Below are 18,652 nucleotides of genomic sequence, written 5' to 3'. Positions count from 1 at the left end.
TTCTGAAATCTTCAGCCTTCAGCTGCGCGTTAGATAGACAGTTCTTTTGAAAGCTTATACATGTTTTGCTCAACTGTGTGTTTTGTCTCCAATATTTCTATAATATCATGGTCTACAAGCTTATTGTTTTGTATACCTACACAGCGTCCGCCTTTTCCTTCAAGCAGCAGTTCAACCGCATAGGCCCCTAGACGGCTTGCCAGCACACGATCAGCAGCGCTTGGAGAACCTCCGCGCTGGATATAGCCCAATACAGATACCCTAGTTTCAAGATTTGTTTCTTCTTCAATGCGTTTCCCGAATTCAACTCCGCTGCCTACACCTTCGGCCACAATAATAATACTGTGCTTCTTGCCGCGATCGTGGCCGCGTTTTAAGCGGGCAATGATTTCGTGCATGTCATAGTCTGCCTCAGGGATGAGGATTGATTCCGCGCCCCCTGCAAGTCCGGCCCACAATGCGATGTCGCCCGCATGGCGGCCCATTACTTCGATCACATATGTACGTTCATGAGAAGTCGCTGTATCGCGGATCTTATCAATTGCGTCAATTACTGTATTTAAAGCCGTATCAAAACCGATTGTAAAATCAGTGCCCGGAATGTCATTATCAATTGTACCCGGTACACCCACACATGGAAACCCGTGTTCCGTTAATTTTTTCGCACCCATATAGGAGCCGTCTCCGCCGATGACAACAAGGCCTTCAATACCAAGCTTCTTCAAGTTTTCTATCCCTTTTTCACGGCCTTCAACCGTTTTGAATTCAGGACATCTTGCCGTATATAGCTTTGTTCCTCCGCGATGTATAATATCGCCTACAGATCCGAGTTCAAGCTTTTCAATCTTTCCGCTGATCAATCCTGCGTATCCGTTGTAAATGCCGTAAACTTCAACATCATGATAAATCGCTTTTCTGACTACTGCGCGAACTGCTGCGTTCATTCCCGGGGAATCCCCGCCGCTCGTTAATACCCCTATACGTTTCATTCTCCATTCACCTCAGCAACATATATGATTAAAGATAACATGATCATTGCCCTAAAAACAATGAAAAGGGATCTCCATCCTCCCTATGAAACCTTACCTATTATACAATTAAATAAATTGTTTTTAAATAAAATTTAAAGAATGTCACAAAAAAGAAACGTGAGCCAAAGGCTTCACGTTTATTTAGTTTACCCCGATAAATTGTTCTTCATTCGAGACTTTGCCAATTGCTTTATATTTTTCATACCGCTGCTGGACTAATTCTTCTTCGCCCAGCTTCAGCAACGTTTTTAGCGATTGCTTAAGGGTTTCGTCCATATAGCTTGCCTGCAGCTTAACATCGTGGTGCGCTCCGCCTTTTACTTCTTTTATCATATGATCTATAATACCTAATTCTTTTAAATCGGGCGCAGTGATTCTCATTGTTTCTGCTGCTTTTTTAGCAAGACTGGAGTCCTTCCATAACAGTGCCGCGGCACCTTCCGGAGAAATAACTGAATAAGTAGAGTTTTCCAGCATATGCAAGTGGTTTCCCACACCGAGACCAAGGGCTCCGCCGCTTCCGCCTTCACCGATGACGATGCAGATAACAGGCACTCGAAGGCCAGCCATCTCAAAGAGATTTTTGGCAATGGCTTCGCTTTGTCCTCTTTCTTCCGCTGCTCGTCCCGGGTATGCTCCCTTCGTATCGATAAAACAAATAATCGGCCTGTTGAATTTGTCAGCCTGCTTCATGAGACGAAGCGCTTTTCGATAGCCTTCAGGATGCGGCATTCCAAAATTGCGGACAAGGTTTTCTTTCGTATCTTTGCCGCGCTGATGCCCGATTACTGTTACAGGAAGGCCATGGAACTTCGCAATGCCGCCGACAATAGCTTCATCGTCACCGTATGCTCTATCTCCGTGACATTCAAAAAAGTCGGTAAACAGATGTTCAATATAATCAAGCGTTGTCGGACGGTCCGGCAGACGAGCGATTTGAACCCGGTCCCAAGGCTTCAGATTTTTGTAGATTTCATCCTGAAGCTTAGCGAGACGGTCTTCGAGCCGTTCAATTTCCGCACTCAGATCCATATCCGAGTCTTGGGTGAATTTTTTCAATTCGGCGATTTTCGTTTGCAGTTCAATTACCGGTTTTTCAAATTCTAATCTTGCAGCCACTCAATGTCACCTCCCGTTTGATGCATATCCAGCAGATTTTCTAATGTTTGTTTCATGTCTTCGCGATGGATAACCGCATCAAGCTGTCCATGTTTTAATAAAAACTCGGCCGTTTGGAAGTCCTCAGGCAATTTTTCACCTATTGTCTGTTCAATAATCCGTCTTCCTGCAAAACCGATCAGCGCTCCAGGCTCAGCAAAATTATAATCTCCGAGTGAAGCAAAGCTGGCCGATACGCCACCGGTTGTCGGATGCGTCATTACTGAGATGATGAGGCCCTGTTCTTCACTGAACAGTTTTAAGGCAGAGCTTGTCTTAGCCATTTGCATCAAGCTTAATATGCCTTCCTGCATTCTCGCGCCGCCTGAAGCTGTAAAAATAATAAACGGAACTTTATCAGCTTTTGCTTTTTCAATCGCAAGCGTGATTTTTTCACCGACGACTGAGCCCATGCTGCCCATTCTGAATGAAGAATCCATGACGGCGACCACAGCCGGGTGTCCGCCGATGGTGCCCTTGCCTGTCACAATAGCCTCGTTTAAGGATGTTTTCTCGCGATCTTTTTCAAGCTTTTCGAGATATCCCGGGAAACCAAGCGGGTTTTCTGATAACATTCCTTGGTTAAATTCCTCAAAGGATTCATCGTCCATCAAACTTTCGATACGCTGTTTTGCGTTCATCGGGAAATGATAATTGCAGTTCATGCATACCCGCATATTTTTATCCAACTCTTTAGTGAGCATGATTTTTTTACACTTGGGACATTTTGTCATAATGCCTTCCGGAACATCGTGCTTCGCTTGCTCAGACGGTACGGAAGCATACTTTTTCTTTTTCGTGAATATATCCTTTAACACATGATTACCTCCCTTTTGTGAAGGGTTCTCTTCACCGCATGTCATCAACCGATAGACTTGCTAATAACTTTACCGAAACTATTGTACTTTTTTTGTCAAACGCTGTCATCCTCAATTCGACAACTTTTTATTCAATCACGCCGTCAAAAAAGCCCGTATGAGATTAGATAAGGTGTTGAACTAACAAGGTTGACAGCGCATTCAAACGTAACGTTAAACTCGGCTGAAATTTTTTTAAAGCCCAACCCCTAAAAAAATTTCAGCCGCCAGTTTAACTTGTAAACAGCGCGCCGGTTTCGGGCCAACGCGCTGCCATTTATGGAATGAATGAAAATTATTCACCAATAATCGTAAGTTTTCTCGTTTTTTCAGCAACTTCCTCAGGGTCAACAGTAATTCTTGCGACACCTGTTTCCATCGCCGCTTTTGCCACAGCTTTCGCAACAGCAGGCGCAACACGTTTATCAAACGGTGCAGGGATGACGTAGTCTGCGCTAAGCTCATCTTCTGAAACCAATGAAGCGATAGCTTCAACCGCTGCGATTTTCATTTCTTCGTTAATGTGAGTGGCGCGAACGTCAAGCGCTCCGCGGAAAATACCAGGGAATGCAAGAACATTGTTGACTTGGTTCGGGAAGTCAGAACGGCCCGTTCCAATTACGCTTGCGCCAGCTTCACGCGCATCTTCAGGCATAATTTCAGGATTTGGATTTGCCATCGCAAAGATAATCGGATCTTTCGCCATGCTTTGCACCATTTCTTTTGTTAACGCTCCTGCTACAGATACGCCGATAAATACGTCAGCGTCCACGATGACATCTTTCAGAGAACCGTCTTTGCGGTCTTGGTTTGTGAATTTCGCCACTTCGTTTTTGACATCGTTCATGCCTTCTGGACGCCCTTCATAAATCGCTCCTTTTGAATCGCACATCACGATGTCGCGTACGCCGTAATGGTGAAGAAGCTTGATAATCGCGATACCAGCCGCACCCGCGCCATTTGCGACAACTTTAATGGACGACATGGATTTTCCTGACAGTTTCAGCGCGTTTACAAGGCCTGCTACCGTTACAATGGCAGTACCGTGCTGATCGTCATGGAAGACTGGAATGTTTGTTTCTTTTTTGAGGCGCTCTTCAATGATAAAGCAGTTTGGCGCAGCAATATCTTCAAGGTTGACGCCGCCAAATGTCGGTTCAAGCAATTTAACAGTTTCAACGATCTTATCAACATCGTTTGTGTTTAAAGCAATCGGGAACGCGTCTACGCCCGCAAAGCTTTTGAATAGAACAGCTTTCCCTTCCATAACAGGAAGCGCGGCTTCAGGGCCGATATTTCCAAGGCCAAGCACAGCTGTACCGTCAGTTACAACTGCTACCATGTTCCCCTTCATTGTATATTCATATACTTTGTTAATGTCTTCATGAATATCCTTACACGGTTCTGCAACACCAGGGGAATACGCTAGGCTTAAATCTTTCGCGTTTCTGACTTCTACCTTCGATTTAGATTCCAGTTTCCCCTGATTGACTTTATGCAGGTGTAATGCTTCTTCTCTTAATGACATTCTCCTAAACACTCCTTATGGATATTTTTGATTCGTATACTGGTGCGTTGATTGCTGCATTCTGCGGAGTTAATAATCTATCTGAATATTTAAACAGGATGACATAATTGCTCCAATTGTATAACAAAAAGTTCATCGTTACCACTGTTTTAAAACGACGTTTTTTTGACCCAACAGCTCTTTTAAGCGATATAACACCTGGTGATCTGCATTGATATGAAACGACTCAGGAAGCTTAATCGTCTGTTTTTGCTTTTCATAATAGAGATAAACGCCTGTTTCCCCCTTATGCTCCAGCAAAATGCGCTTTATCTTTGCCAGGATCTCCTGGCTGTGCTGACTGCTTTCTATTTTTATATAAACCGATGGCGCTTTTTCCGCATTCATATTTTCTAATAATTCTGCCCGGGACATGATGAACTGGACCTTATCCTGCCTTACTTCACATTTGCCTGCTGTGAACAATAGAGCGCCTTCTCTTAAAACGGGAGAAAGCTGTCTGAATTGTTCAGGGAAGACAACGGCCTCCATTTCGCCTGTTTCATCACTGAGCGTTAAAAACGCCATGTTTTGACCTGTTTTCGTCCGAATCGTTTTGATCTTCGACAGCAGGCCCCCGAGAGATAGCGGCCTTTTGACAGTCTGCTGGGCCTGCAGAATGGACGCTGCCCCATACGCAGCCAGCTGTTTTCGGAAGGCAGAAAGCGGATGATTTGAAAAATAAATGCCAAGTGTTTCTTTTTCAAACGCAAGTAAATCCACAAGCGGAAGTTCCTCCGTCTCCACATACTTCGGCTTAATCGAAAACGATTCATCTAAAAACAATCCCATTTGGTCATCGTCCGCCGCGAATAGCTCAGCATGTTCCAAAGCAACGTCAATGGATGCGAGCAGCGTCGCCCGGTTTTTGCCGAATTCGTCCATCGCACCAGAAAAAATAAGTGCTTCAAGCATTTTGCGATTGACGTTTTTTAACGGCACGCGAAAGCAGAAATCGAAAAGATCTTCAAATGGTTTCTCTTTTCTCGCTTTATATATATCTTTAACTGCTGAGACGCCTACGCTTTTTATCGCGCGGAGGCTGTATCTGACAGATCCGTCTTCAACTGTAAACGGAAAACTGCTTTTGTTCACTGACGGAGGAAGGATACGAATCCCGCTCCCCTTTGCTTCGTGAAGATATTGAGATATTTTATCCTCATTGCCAATGACGCTTGTCAGCAATCCGCACATAAAATATAACGGATAATGAGCTTTCAAATACGCAAGCTGGCAGCCGATCATGCTGTATGCCACCGCATGGCTTCGGTTAAAGCCATAGTTTGCGAATTTGACGATTAAATCGTAGACTTCATTTGCAGTGTCTACAGAATACTCCTTTTTTAAGCACCCTTCAACAAAATGGCTCCGCTCTCTATCTAGGATTTCTTTTTTCTTTTTGCTGACTGCCCGTCTCAGCAGGTCCGCTTCTCCTAGTGAAAACCCCGCCATACGGGAAGCTATCATCATAATCTGTTCCTGATACACAATGACGCCATATGTATCTTCCAAGATGTCTCTTACATCTTCATGTGGATAGTGAACAGGCGCCCGGCCGTGTTTACGGTCAATAAATAACGGAATATTTTCCATCGGACCAGGCCGGTACAGCGCATTAACCGCCACAATATCCTCCAGGCCAGAAGGTTTAAGCCGCTTCAGAACGCTTCTCATCCCTGTAGATTCAAGTTGAAAAATCCCTGTCGTATCCCCTTTTGACAGCAAGGAGAACGTTTTGTCATCCCTGTAGGAAATATTCGAGAGATCTAGTTTGATGTTTTCTTCTTTTTCAATCATTGAAGTGATGGACTCGATGAGCGTCAGGTTGCGCAAGCCTAAGAAATCCATTTTTAAAAGGCCTAAGTCTTCAAGATGATCCATCGCGTATTGCGTCAAATAGATCCCTTCATGCCCTTCCTGAAGCGGAACAACATCGGTTAACGGTTCTTCACTCAGGACCACGCCGGCTGCATGGGTAGAGGTATGCCTTGGCAGCCCTTCTATTTTTCGGGCAATGGTGTAGACTTGCTGAAGCAGACTTGACTCCCGAAGCCGCTTATTCAGTTCAGGCGATTGCTGTCTTGCTTCATCCAGCGTCATGCCGGGCCTTGAAGGAATAAGTTTTGCAAGCTGATCTGCTTCCTTTGGGCTGATGCCGAATACTCTGCCGACGTCCCGAAGCGCAGCTTTTGCCGCCAGTGTTCCAAAGGTAATAATCTGCGCAACATGCATCGCACCGTATTTCTGCTGTACGTATTGAATGACTTCATCTCTTCTTGTATCCGGAAAGTCAATATCAATATCAGGCATACTGACACGTTCTGGGTTTAAAAACCGTTCAAACAGCAGGTGATGTTTCAGCGGGTCAACATCTGTGATATACAGTACATAAGCCACAAGAGAGCCTGCCGCAGAACCCCGTCCCGGTCCTGTAACGATTCCTTTCTCATGGGCGTGCTTCATAAAATCCCATACGATCAGAAAGTAATCGCTGAACTTCATCCGTTTAATGACATCAAGCTCATATTGAAGACGGCGAAGGTATCGTTCATCAGGCGTGCCAAAGCGGCTGCGGAGACCCGCCATACAGATGTCCGTTAAATAATCATCAGCTGATGTTCCGTCTGGAGTCGGAAAAGACGGGAGACGGGCCTGCCCGAGGCTGACGTCAACCCGGCATTGTTCCGCGATCTCAACAGAAGCTTGCAGTGCTTCGGGATGCTCTTGATAAATGTGTTGCATTTCTTCGAGCGGTTTTAAATCGAGATCAGGAAGGTCTTCGGCGGGTGCGTCCGCCAGTTTTTCGCCTGCTTTAATCGCTGTCAGACAGCGGTAGGCAGCCTTATCTTCTTTCCTTATGTAATGCACGTCTCCTGTCGCTGTAACAGGGATGCCTGTTTCTTCTGAAAGCTTCAGAATCTGCTCGGACAAGGCTTGATTCCCTTTATAAGGCTGGTAGGAGAAATAAAAAGCTCCCTTTCCGAAAATAGACTGGAATTCAAGAGCGGCTTGAGCGGCCTGTTCAAACAGCCCTCCTTCAAGCAGCATTTCAATATACCCTTTTTCACCGGGCGTCAGTGCGATAATGCCTTCCCGATAACTTTGAAGCCATTTCTGTTTTAGCCCGCCTTTTGATTTCGATTGCAGAACGCTGCTGATTTTCAGCAGGTTTTGATAGCCGCTATTTGATTTGGCCAGCAGGACAATCGGATAGGCTTCAAGCTCGCTGTCATCTGTGAAAACAGAAGCTGTCAAGCCGATTATCGGGTTGATCCCTCTCGCCTTGCATGCTTTATAAAATGGTATAGCTCCGTACATGACATGATCATCTGTCAGCGCCAAAGACGCATATCCGAGCCTGTCAGCTTCACTGACGAGCTCTTCCACCGCCGCGGCGCTGTTTAGCAGGCTGTACCCGCTATGCACTTGCAGGTGAACAAAAGACATGCTATCACCTCTTTCTCCTTACGATCCATTTCTTTCTTCATTATAAGTCCGGTTACCAAAAGAAACAAATGTTCTTTTTCGACTACTCATCATACTTGTCCTGAAAGCTCAATATGATATAAAAGGTGAGGTGATAAAGATGGATCAGGAAGCAGGATTTATGGTGAATTTTATCAATAGTTACTTCATTGCATTAGGGGTGCTGATCGGAGGCGCGCTCATCGGAGGGCTGGGAGCATATTTGGCAGGCGAAGCGCCGCTTACGGCCATTACAAAGCTAGCAAACAGGTTGAAAATATGGGCGCTTGTCGCAGCAATCGGGGGCACCTTTGATGCGGTATACAGCTTTGAACGGGGCATTCTAGAAGGCAATACGAGAGATATTTTTAAACAGCTTCTTTTGATTATCTCGGCTATGGGCGGCGCGCAAAGCGGCTGGCTCATTATTTCATGGCTGACCCAGGAGCATCTTTCTTCATGAGAGTGCCCCAGCATTACAAAAAACCGGGGTGGCAGCGTTTTTTCGCGGGAATGATGTGCGGAGCCGTGATCAGCTGGTTCTTTTTCCTGTTTACTTACGGTACATTCCAAGAGGAGCAGGTCAGCCTCATCGAAAAACAAAAAGAGCATGTGAAAGATTTAAACAATCAAATTTCAATCTATCAGGAAGACCTCCATAAACTGAACGAAGACAATAAAAGAAAGCTCTTGATCCAAAACGTCAGCGTGAAATTACAAAATGGGGATAAATACAAAATATCACAGCCGGATAAAACGAAATTCGAGGAGCATGTAAAGGATAATATTTCAGAGGTGATTACAAAGGACATAGAGAGCGTCTATCAAACAAAGGATCTATTGATACGGACAATTGAAAATAAAGTCTATATGATCAACGAAAAAAAATACAAGGCAACCGTCAAAGAATTAATTATTTATACGAGACTGACAGTAGAACTTGACATATCATTTGCCGCGTAATTATGGATTTTTTTTAAATTCTCCAAACTTTTGTCGCTTTTTCCCATTCTTTTTTATAAACTATATGTGAGAGGCTTAATGGCGAAAGGAAGGAGGAAGGGAAATGGAGGTTTACAGTGACCGTCAGTTAGCAAAAGATCAAGCAGCCCGGCTCAGACAAGGTTTTTCTGCATATGCCGAAACAAACTCACTCGCTTCCCTCATTAAAAAAGAACTTCAATCTCACAATCTCCAAGTCTACGAGGACCTTACTGATTTCGGCTGCTGGTTCATCCCCGTCACAGATGAACACTAAGAGAGAGGGTCTCCCCTCTACTCGTGTTCTTTACATAATGCTTCCAGATCAGCCAATATCCGATCAGCTTCATCCCAGCTGTAAATAGAGGCGCCTGAAGCTAGCGGATGCCCTCCGCCGTTATATTTACGGGCAAGTCCGTTAATGACAGGACCCTTCGAACGGAATCTGACTCTGATTTGATCATCTTCTTCTACGAAAAATACCCAAGCGCGAATACCCGAGATATTGCCAAGCGTCCCGACTAGCTGTGACGCTTCTGAAGCCGTGGTGCCGAACTTTTCAAGCGTATCCTTTTTGATGAAAACAGAAGCGGCGCCGTTTTCGGACAATGACACATTTTGGAAGATAAAGCCATTAAGCTTCACCACATTCAGTTTTGTTTCATATAATTGATTAAACAACTCTGAGGAAGAGAAAGGATATTGAATGAGCTCGCCTGCATATTTTAATGTTTTTTCCGTTGTATTCGGAAATAAGAAGCGCCCGGTATCTCCGACAATGCCGGCATAGATCAGCTCTGCCGCTTTCGTATTCAGCTTCCAGCCGTGCTCTTTTCCTTCTAAATACAGCTCATAAATCATTTCACTTACTGAGCTGGCGTTTGTATCGACCCAGAGAAGGTCACCGTATGGATCTTCGTTCGGATGGTGGTCGATTTTTATCAGTTTTGCGCCTGAAGGATAACGCTGATCGTCGATTCTTTCCTGATTTGCCGTATCGCAGACAATGACAAGTGCGCCTTCATATGTTTCATTGTCCACCACATCAAGGGAATATAGGAAAGAGAGGGACGGTTCAGGCGTGCCGACCGCGAAAATATTTTTTTCTGGATACGTTTCACGCAGGATTTCCGTAAGTCCGCACTGAGATCCGTAGGCATCTGGATCAGGACGCACATGTCTATGTAAGATAATCGTGTCATATAATGATATGGTTCTGATTATTTCTGTTTTCATTTGATACTCCTTTATTGTTTTTATTCATTAAATCACATTCTTTGCCGACGGAAAAGAAAAATAACGTCAAAACCAAGCCCGTTTTTGTATAGAATGGGTTTGTAAACTTTTACGATGGAGGATTTCATTTATGCTGGTTCTTGTTTTTTTGATTGGGCTTTCAGCCTGCTTTTATGTGTACTATAAAGTAAAAGGCGTACGGGCAAAGCAAGCTTTGGAAAAAGAAATCTGTTCGGCAAAAGCAAGCATGGCCTTAGGGTCACTGGTTCTGTTCTACGGGCTCAACCAAATGATATTATTCCATTCAGTCTTAACGTTCGTAATCGGCGGTGTCTTTATCCTCATAGGAGCAGGAAGCGCTTGGGCAGGTTATAAAGCTTACAGGCATTACAATCCCCTTCACGCCAAAGAAGCTGAAAGAGACCACGCGTAAGGGGCGCCTGAACGTCCCTTAGCTTCTTTCCATCAGCTGAACCATCAACATCGCTTTAGACACGATATGGCCTTGGCTGTGCACTTCAACTTCCATTTTTCCGAACTTTCTCCCGGCCTCTAAAATACGGGGTTTGACTTCGATGACCGATTCCATCTGCACAGGCTTCAAAAAGAAAATGGTGATGCTTTCAATTACGAGCTCGCCGCGTTTTTTCGAGCGCAAAAACCGGTTTGCCGCTTGCGTCAAAATGGTCGTAAACACACCATAAGAAATCGTTCCGAGCTGGTTGGTCATCTGCGGCGTGACTTCATACTCGTAAACCGTTTGCTCCTCTTTATCTTCACCCTCATCTTTAAATCCCCTTGAAACGATATCATCAAGCTTCTCCCCGACCTGCGGCTGCTTTTGAATCATTTGGAGGGCTTTTAACACGTCTTGGCGGCTGATCATGCCGATCAGTTTTTGGTGGCCGTCAGTGACGGGAAGCACTTCAATTCCTTCCCATACCATCATTTGCGCCGCCGAGGCGACAGATGTTTTCCCAATAACTGTAACGGGATTTTTGGTCATGACCTTTTCGATGGAAGCGTTTCGGTCGTGGCCGGCAATATCTTTTGATGTCAGAATCCCATGGATCTTCATCTGATCGTCGACAACCGGGAACCGGCCGTGCCCCGTCTCAAAGTTTTTCTCATACCATTTTTCAAGTTTATCCTTAGGCGACAGATATACCGTACGGTTAGCGGGCGTTAGGATGTCCTCAACCAGGACGATTTCTTTTTTGATCAGCTGGTCATAAATCGCCCTGTTAATCATCGCGGCGACTGTAAAGGTGTCATAGCTCGTGGATATAATCGGCAGCTCAAGCTCATCCGCAAGCTGTACAATGCTGTCATCCGTGTTAAATCCGCCTGTCACCAGTACAGCCGCACCCGCTTCAAGCGCCTGCCTGTGTGCGTTGATTCTGTTTCCGACAATCAGAAGATTTCCCGCTGCGGTGTAACGCATCATCGCGTCCAGCTCCATCGCGCCGATAACGAATTTATTTAATGTTTTATGGAGTCCGGCCCGGCCCCCGAGCACCTGTCCGTCTATGACATTTACAACCTCTGCATAGGTAAGCTTTTCAATATTCTCTTTTTTCTTTTGCTCAATCCGTATTGTGCCCACACGTTCAATCGTGCTGACAAATCCTTTATTCTCTGCTTCCTTGATCGCTCTGTACGCGGTCCCTTCGCTTACTTTCATTTCCTTTGCAATTCTTCGCACAGAAATTTTTTCACCGACAGGCAGTGAATCAATATACGTTAAAATTTGTTCATGCTTCGTTGCCAAGCCTTTCACCTCTAAGGACAGTCTTCTGCTTTTATTATAAGGGCTCGGAGGATTCGTGCGCAATGAGCGGGAAAAATAAAAAACACCCCCTGGTGAACCAGGAGATGTGATCAGCCGGTTATAGCTCGATCGTCTCACCAACCGCCATGACTTTACCGACTCCGCCCGGCAGGCTGTCAGCAAATGCCTCAGGGTCTTGTTCGATAACCGGGAATGTATTGTAATGAACCGGCACGACCTGTTTTGCCCGGAGCCATTCAGCGGCAAGCTTGGCGTCTTCAGGCCCCATCGTAAAGTTATCGCCAATCGGCAGGAAGGCAAGATCAATATGATTCAATTCGCCAATCAGCTTCATATCGGAGAAAAGAGCCGTATCGCCTGCGTGGAAAATCGTTTTATCTTCTACCGTCAGCAAAATACCAGCTGGCATGCCTGTATAAGTGATCGTTTTGTTTTCTTCATCTGTGATCGCTGATCCGTGAAAGGCCTGTGTGAGCTTCACTTTACCAAAATCGAACTGGCGGGAGCCGCCGATGTGCATTGGATGAACATTCAAGCCTTTCCAGCCTAAGTACACAGCGAGCTCGTTCGGAGCTACAACCAGCGCGTTGTTTTGCTTGGCAATTTGTTCTGTGTCGCCGACATGGTCATTGTGGCCATGCGTCAATAAGATGACATCTGCTTTTACATCCTCCGGCTTTAGATCCGTTAACGAATTCCCTGTCAAAAACGGGTCAAATATTATATGATGGCCCTTTGTTTCCACTGTGATAACAGAATGTCCGTGATATGTCACTTTCATTTCCTTCACCTCGTCACATTATTTTGATATTTTCATTTTCCTTTTTTCAGAAATTGAAAAACCTATGTGGATTGATTCTTATTAATGACATTGAGACCCCCTGTAGCTTCAATGACAGTCCCTGTCACTAGGTCTGAGTCCTCTTCACACAAGAAAGCGATAATCCGGGCGATATCCTCGCCTGTGCCAGATCTTCCTATCGGCGTTTTTTCTTTGCCGATTCGCTGTCTGGCTTCCTCTATTGACGCTTCCTTCATGTCGCCGACAATGTCTCCCGGGCAAACCATGTTGGCTGTTATGCCGAATTCAGCTTCTTCAATGGCAATGGTCTTCGTCAAAGAAGCCAACCCCACTTTCGCAGCGCCAAAAGCCGATCGGTGAAGCCAGCCGGGAGCGTGCGCCGCACCTTGAAATCCGTACGTGATAATGCGTCCGAACTGCTGTTGTCTCATGGCCGGAATAACCGCTTTGAATAAATGAAAGACGGCGCTTAAATTCCCTTCCAGCATCCCGTACCATTCATCATCAGTATAATCGGCTAACTTTTTACGTTCAAATATGTATGGGCCCGCGTTGTTAATCAAAAAGTCGATCCTTCCAAAGCGGTTTAAGGCAGCCTCTGCAATACGGAGCAGATCTTCTTTTTTGGTGACATCACCTTTTACAAATTGCAGCCGATCAAGACAATCAGGACATGATTCCTTCAGGCGGCTGACAGCCTCCTCATCGTGCCTGTAATTGACTGTTACTGAATACCCCTTTGCAAGCAACGTCTCAGTCACTTTGCGGCCTAACCCCTTCGAACCGGCAGTAATTAAAGCATGTCGCACATGAATACCTCCCAAAGCAACGTCGCCGCTTTCAATAAAGTGTTTCTTCTTCTACTTTACTATAAAAGGCTTCCAATATCACTTTTTACACTTTGACATACAAAAAAAGCTGCCTGTACAGACAGCTTATTCCACAGAAGATGAAGGCTCCTGATCAGGCATATCGACATAACCGCTTTGATAGGCTTCTGAAATGAGTCTTGTTGTCTCCTGGCTTTCTTGTTCATCATAAATATAGCGTTCCGGTTCTTTTTTCATTCTTCTGCCTCCCATCATTATAGAGATAGGTTGGCTATAATGATGGGATTTTATGAAGGAAATTTTAACAAACTCCGGCTGCCACGCAAGCTTTTGCTTTTTTTAGCGCCTGCTCCACCTGTTTGAACCCGGTGCCTCCGGCGCTCATTCTTTTTTCAACTGCGTGGTAAGGGTCTAACACAGTGTAAATATCGTCTTCGAAGAGCGGGCTCGCCTGCTGAAATTCAGCAAACGGCATATCGCTTAAATAGATCCCTTTTTCGATGCATGTGTACACAAGTTTTCCGACTACTTCATGCGCTTCTCTGAACGGCATTCCTTTTTTCGCTAAATAATCGGCCAGTTCCGTCGCATTTGAGAAGTCTTTTTTTGTCGCTTGCTTCATGACCTCTTTGTTTACAGTCATTGTTTGGATCATGCCTGCGAAGATTTGCAGGCTGCCCTCGACCGTTTTCACCGTGTCAAACATGCCTTCTTTGTCTTCTTGAAGGTCTTTGTTGTAAGCGAGCGGAAGGCCTTTCATGATCGTAAACAGCCCCATCATATCACCGTATACGCGTCCTGTTTTCCCGCGGATCAGTTCTGCCATATCAGGGTTTTTCTTTTGCGGCATCATGCTGCTTCCCGTTGCGTACGTATCGTCAAGCTCAATGAATTTAAACTCCTGAGAGCACCATAGAATGATCTCTTCAGAGAAACGGGATAGGTGCATCATCAGCATACTGCTGTTGCTTAAAAACTCTAAAATGAAATCTCTGTCGCTGACGCCGTCCAGGCTGTTTTCATAGATAGAATCAAAACCGAGCAGTTCTGCTGAATAGTCACGGTCGATAGGGAAGGTTGTTCCTGCGAGCGCTCCGCAGCCGAGCGGAGATTTGTTAATCCGTTTCATTGAATCTTGGAAGCGCTCCTTGTCGCGCTCCATCATCCAGAAATACGCAAGCAAATGGTGGGCGAATGAAATCGGCTGGGCGCGCTGCAGATGTGTGTAACCCGGCAGAATCGTTTCAACATTCGCTTCCGCCTTTTCAATCAATACGCTTTGGAACGCCTCAATCAGCTCAATAATGTGGCTGACATGATGTTTTAAGTATAAATGCATGTCAGTCGCCACCTGATCATTTCGGCTTCTTCCGGTATGCAGCTTGCCGCCGAGAGGGCCGATTTCGTCAATAAGCATTTTCTCAATGTTCAAATGAATATCCTCATAATCAACTGAGAATTCCAATGCCCCTACCTCTGCTTTTTGCAGAAGGGTATTCAATCCCTCACGGATTTTCAGCTCTTCTTCCGCTGTCAGGATACCGCATTTTTTCAGCATGGCAGCATGTGCGAGAGACCCTGTAATGTCTTCGGTCACTAAATTTCGGTCAAATGATATAGACGCGCCGAACTCGTCGACCCATTTTTCCGGCGTTTTTTGAAATCGGCCTCCCCAAAGCTTCTTCATGCTTTCATCTGCTCCTTCTTTTTCACGATGCTGTTCACTTTTGTAGGAAGTCCCCAAAGCTCGATAAACCCGATTGCCGCATGGTGATCAAACGCATCGTCTTTTGTATATGTTGCGAGTTTTTCGTCATATAGAGAGTATTCTGATTTGCGTCCCTCTACAATTGCATGGCCTTTAAACAGCTTCACGCGGACAATGCCTGTGACATGCTTTTGTGTTTCTTTTAAGAAAGCGTGCAGCGCGTCTTTTAACGGTGAGAACCATAAGCCGTTGTAAATGATTTCTGACATTTTTTGCTCGATGATCGGTTTAAAATGGGCTACTTCTTTTACCAGTGTTAAATCTTCCAGTTCTTTATGCGCTTTGATGAGTGTCATCGCACCAGGGCATTCGTATACTTCCCGGGATTTAATGCCGACAAGGCGGTTTTCCACATGGTCGATACGTCCGACGCCGTGTGCGCCTGCCATTTCATTCAGCTTCAAAATCAATTCAGAAAGCGAGTAGGATACGCCGTCAATTGATACAGGAACACCTTGTTCAAACGCAATTTCAATCACTTCCGGCGTGTCCGGGGTTTTTTCCAGCGGAGCTGTTAAATCGTATGCGCCTTCAGGCGGCGCCGCCCATGGATCTTCTAAAATGCCGCACTCATTCGCACGGCCCCAGAGGTTTTGATCAATAGAATATGGGCTGTCAAGATTGATCGGAATCGGAATGCCGCGGCTTGCCGCATATTCAATTTCTTCTTCACGTGACCACTGCCATTCCCGAACCGGCGCGATCACTTCAAGATCAGGGTTTAATGACTTAATGGAGACTTCGAAACGAACCTGGTCATTTCCTTTCCCTGTGCATCCGTGCGCAATCGCCTGTGCATCTTCCTTTTCCGCGATTTCAACCAGTTTTTTTGCAATCAGCGGCCGAGATAATGCCGAAACGAGCGGATATTTCCCTTCATACATTGTATGGGCCTGCAAAGAGATAAGCGCGTAGTCCTGTGCGAATTCTTCTTTTGCATCGATCACGTAGGAATTTGTCGCGCCGACTTCCAGCGCTTTCTGTTGAACAAACGCCAAATCCTTGCCTTCACCGACGTCCAGACAGCAGGCAATCACATTATATCCTTGCTCTTGAAGCCATTTTATTGCGACGGAGGTATCAAGTCCTCCCGAGTATGCTAATACGACTTTTTTCTGTTCTGACATGATAAAAATCCCCTCTCAACCGTGTATCATTTTTTGTATAAAAATAAATTATATTTAATAAAAATACATTTTGTATGTATACACTTTAACAAGTACGTTTCGTTTTTTCAAGCCTTTTATAAAAAAAACTTCACCTAATTTTCAGGTGAAGTTTCTTATTATTTATTCATTTACTTGTCTTTTCTGATTTCTCTGACGACATGTGCCAGTTCGGGAATAATCAGCTTATTCATGGCCAGCCTTACCGCGCCGCTTGAGCCCGGGGTTGAGAAAACAGCTGTATGCTGGATAACGCCAGCAGTGGCTCTCGACATGATCGCGGCAGAGCCGATATCCTCTGTATAACTCAGCATCCTGAATATTTCTCCAAAGCCAGGCAGCTCTTTTGAAAACAGCGGCGTAATGGCTTCAATTGTGACGTCCCGATTTGCTATGCCTGTCCCTCCGTTTAAGAGAACCGCGTCTATTTGTTCATCCATACAGCCCGCAAGCACAGCCCGCTGCAAAGCGTCCTTTTCGTCTTTCACAATTTCATATGCAGCAATGTGGTGACCGGCTTCTTCTAAAAACGAAATCATCGACTTGCCGCTTTTATCGGTTTCCTCCGTTCTCGTGTCACTGACTGTGATCACTTTGCACCGAACGATATCCGGAGCTTCTTGTTTATGCGTTTGAACACTCATTGGCCCACCTCTTTTATGTTTTTATGATTATGATGCATCAACAAAAAAGCACATTCAAGAGAATGTGCTTTCATGCGATTTATTTTGCTAAACGAACAACGTCGCGTGCAATCATGACTTCTTCATCAGTCGGAATGATCATGACTTTTACTGGAGAATGCGGATAGCTGATGAAAGCTTCCTCGCCGCGTACGTTATTAAGCGCAGTATCCCAGTATACGCCCATGAATTCTAAGCCGCGAAGAACGCGTTCTCTGACTTCCACGCTGTTTTCACCGATGCCGGCAGTAAAGATGATCGCATCCACACCGCTCATTCTTGCAGCGTAAGAACCGATGTACTTGTGGATTCTGCTTGCGAAGACTTCAAGAGCCGTTTCCGCGCGCTCATTTCCTTCTTTTGTTGCTTCAACGATGTCACGAAGATCGCTTGAGAAACCGGAAATGCCGAGCAGGCCGCTTTTTTTGTTTAGTGTATTCAGTACTTCGTCAGCCGTTTGGCCTGTTTTCTCCATGATATATGGAATCAGGGCAGGGTCGATGTTTCCAGAGCGTGTACCCATTGCAACACCGGCAAGCGGCGTAAAGCCCATAGATGTATCAATTGATTTTCCGCCTTCAACAGCAGCGATACTTGCGCCGTTTCCAAGGTGGCAGGAAATCAGGCGTAAATCTTTTAACGGACGGCCGAGAAGCTCTGCCGCGCGCTCAGTCACATATTTATGTGAAGTGCCGTGGAAGCCGTATTTACGGATGCCGAATTTTTCATAGTAGTCATACGGCAGGCTGTACAGGTAAGACTGCTCAGGCATTGTTTGGTGGAATGCCGTATCAAAAACAGCAACCGCAGGAACATTTGGAAGCACTTCTTTGAACGCTTTAATTCCAACGATATTTGCCGGGTTGTGAAGCGGTGCCAATTCAGAAATATCTTCAATTTCCTGAATGGTTTCATCCGTTAATAAAACAGAATCGCTGAATTTTTCTCCGCCGTGAACGACACGGTGGCCAATTCCGTCAATTTCATTTAAATCTTTAATAATGCCGAATTCCGTTAGCTTACTCAGCAGCATTTTAACCGCTACAGCATGATCCGGAATATCAGTTACTTCTGTATTTTTTTCGCCGTTTACAGAAATCGTGAATACGCTATCGGCGATACCAATTCGTTCAACTAAACCCTTCGTTAAAACAGTTTCTGAAGGCATTTCGAAAAGCTGAAATTTCAAAGACGAGCTTCCTGCGTTAATTGCAATAATTTTGGACATGATTGACGCTCCTTTATACTCTGTATCAACAACTTCGTTTTCGTACTTTTTCCCCGGTGAATATCTTTATCTTCTCCGAAAAATATCT

Annotated in this window: 18 protein-coding genes; 4 read left to right on the top strand and 14 right to left on the bottom strand. The window is 45.2% G+C overall.

The window, feature by feature from the left end; all coding sequences use genetic code 11:
* Positions 1-29 precede the first annotated feature (29 nt).
* From pfkA to dnaE, 5 genes are all read right to left on the bottom strand, one after another.
* Positions 30-989: a 6-phosphofructokinase gene (gene pfkA / locus BV11031_RS03405; RefSeq protein ID WP_010329683.1), complete on the bottom strand. Its 960-nt coding sequence runs from the start codon at positions 987-989 to the stop codon at positions 30-32.
* A gap of 183 nt (positions 990-1,172) precedes the next feature.
* On the bottom strand, positions 1,173-2,150 hold the full coding sequence (gene accA / locus BV11031_RS03400) for an acetyl-CoA carboxylase carboxyl transferase subunit alpha (RefSeq protein ID WP_010329682.1): 978 nt from the start codon (positions 2,148-2,150) through the stop codon (positions 1,173-1,175).
* The gene (gene accD, locus BV11031_RS03395; RefSeq protein ID WP_010329680.1) at positions 2,135-3,007 is read right to left on the bottom strand and encodes an acetyl-CoA carboxylase, carboxyltransferase subunit beta; all 873 of its coding nucleotides are present in this window, start codon (positions 3,005-3,007) and stop codon (positions 2,135-2,137) included. The genes accA and accD overlap by 16 nt, the downstream gene beginning before the upstream one ends.
* 334 nt (positions 3,008-3,341) lie before the next feature.
* Positions 3,342-4,574, bottom strand: a complete 1,233-nt coding sequence (gene ystJ / locus BV11031_RS03390) for an NADP-dependent malic enzyme (protein WP_010329679.1) — start codon at positions 4,572-4,574, stop codon at positions 3,342-3,344.
* 138 nt (positions 4,575-4,712) lie between these two features.
* Entirely contained in the window at positions 4,713-8,060 is a 3,348-nt protein-coding gene (gene dnaE, locus BV11031_RS03385; RefSeq protein ID WP_129550680.1) for a DNA polymerase III subunit alpha, read from the bottom strand.
* 139 nt (positions 8,061-8,199) lie between these two features.
* Between dnaE and ytrH the strand changes: the two genes are divergently transcribed.
* The 3 genes from ytrH (at position 8,200) to BV11031_RS03370 (ending at position 9,336) form a co-directional block, all read left to right on the top strand.
* A complete protein-coding gene (gene ytrH, locus BV11031_RS03380; protein WP_003223537.1) occupies positions 8,200-8,541 on the top strand; it encodes a sporulation membrane protein YtrH in 342 nt (113 codons plus the stop codon).
* A complete protein-coding gene (gene ytrI / locus BV11031_RS03375; RefSeq protein WP_010329677.1) occupies positions 8,538-9,041 on the top strand; it encodes a sporulation membrane protein YtrI in 504 nt (167 codons plus the stop codon). Before ytrH ends, ytrI begins: the two co-directional genes overlap by 4 nt.
* Before the next feature lie 103 nt (positions 9,042-9,144).
* Positions 9,145-9,336, top strand: a complete 192-nt coding sequence (locus BV11031_RS03370; RefSeq protein ID WP_003229407.1) for a YtzJ family protein — start codon at positions 9,145-9,147, stop codon at positions 9,334-9,336.
* A 17-nt stretch (positions 9,337-9,353) separates the two neighbouring features.
* Here the strand turns inward: BV11031_RS03370 and nrnA are convergent, their stop codons facing one another.
* Positions 9,354-10,295, bottom strand: coding sequence for a bifunctional oligoribonuclease/PAP phosphatase NrnA (gene nrnA, locus BV11031_RS03365; protein ID WP_010329676.1), 942 nt, complete (start codon positions 10,293-10,295; stop codon positions 9,354-9,356).
* A 130-nt stretch (positions 10,296-10,425) separates the two neighbouring features.
* Here nrnA and BV11031_RS03360 point away from each other — a divergent pair, with 130 nt between their 5' ends.
* Entirely contained in the window at positions 10,426-10,728 is a 303-nt protein-coding gene (locus BV11031_RS03360) for a YtpI family protein (RefSeq protein ID WP_010329674.1), read from the top strand.
* A gap of 18 nt (positions 10,729-10,746) precedes the next feature.
* Here the strand turns inward: BV11031_RS03360 and BV11031_RS03355 are convergent, their stop codons facing one another.
* From BV11031_RS03355 to BV11031_RS03320, 8 genes are all read right to left on the bottom strand, one after another.
* Positions 10,747-12,066, bottom strand: coding sequence for a CBS domain-containing protein (locus tag BV11031_RS03355; RefSeq protein WP_010329673.1), 1,320 nt, complete (start codon positions 12,064-12,066; stop codon positions 10,747-10,749).
* Positions 12,067-12,184: 118 nt separating this feature from the next.
* Positions 12,185-12,868, bottom strand: coding sequence for a metal-dependent hydrolase (locus BV11031_RS03350; RefSeq protein ID WP_010329672.1), 684 nt, complete (start codon positions 12,866-12,868; stop codon positions 12,185-12,187).
* Between the two features lie 62 nt (positions 12,869-12,930).
* Entirely contained in the window at positions 12,931-13,698 is a 768-nt protein-coding gene (locus tag BV11031_RS03345) for an SDR family oxidoreductase (RefSeq protein ID WP_010329671.1), read from the bottom strand.
* Positions 13,699-13,824: 126 nt separating this feature from the next.
* Positions 13,825-13,956 carry a hypothetical protein gene (locus BV11031_RS23160; protein WP_010329670.1) on the bottom strand — a complete coding sequence of 44 codons (132 nt, stop codon included), beginning with the start codon at positions 13,954-13,956 and terminating at the stop codon, positions 13,825-13,827.
* 64 nt (positions 13,957-14,020) lie between these two features.
* On the bottom strand, positions 14,021-15,406 hold the full coding sequence (argH, locus tag BV11031_RS03335; protein WP_010329669.1) for an argininosuccinate lyase: 1,386 nt from the start codon (positions 15,404-15,406) through the stop codon (positions 14,021-14,023).
* Entirely contained in the window at positions 15,403-16,614 is a 1,212-nt protein-coding gene (locus BV11031_RS03330) for an argininosuccinate synthase (protein ID WP_010329668.1), read from the bottom strand. The genes argH and BV11031_RS03330 overlap by 4 nt, the downstream gene beginning before the upstream one ends.
* A 170-nt stretch (positions 16,615-16,784) precedes the next feature.
* Complete coding sequence (locus tag BV11031_RS03325; RefSeq protein ID WP_010329667.1) at positions 16,785-17,297, bottom strand: MogA/MoaB family molybdenum cofactor biosynthesis protein; 513 nt, start codon at positions 17,295-17,297, stop codon at positions 16,785-16,787.
* 79 nt (positions 17,298-17,376) lie between these two features.
* Positions 17,377-18,564 carry an acetate kinase gene (locus BV11031_RS03320; protein ID WP_010329666.1) on the bottom strand — a complete coding sequence of 396 codons (1,188 nt, stop codon included), beginning with the start codon at positions 18,562-18,564 and terminating at the stop codon, positions 17,377-17,379.
* Between the last annotated feature and the right edge of the window lie 88 nt (positions 18,565-18,652).

The organism is Bacillus vallismortis (genome assembly GCF_004116955.1).
In the GTDB taxonomy this organism is placed as follows: domain Bacteria; phylum Bacillota; class Bacilli; order Bacillales; family Bacillaceae; genus Bacillus; species Bacillus vallismortis.
Note: the sequence above shows the minus strand (reverse complement) of the source record. Positions and strands in the feature narration are given on the sequence as shown.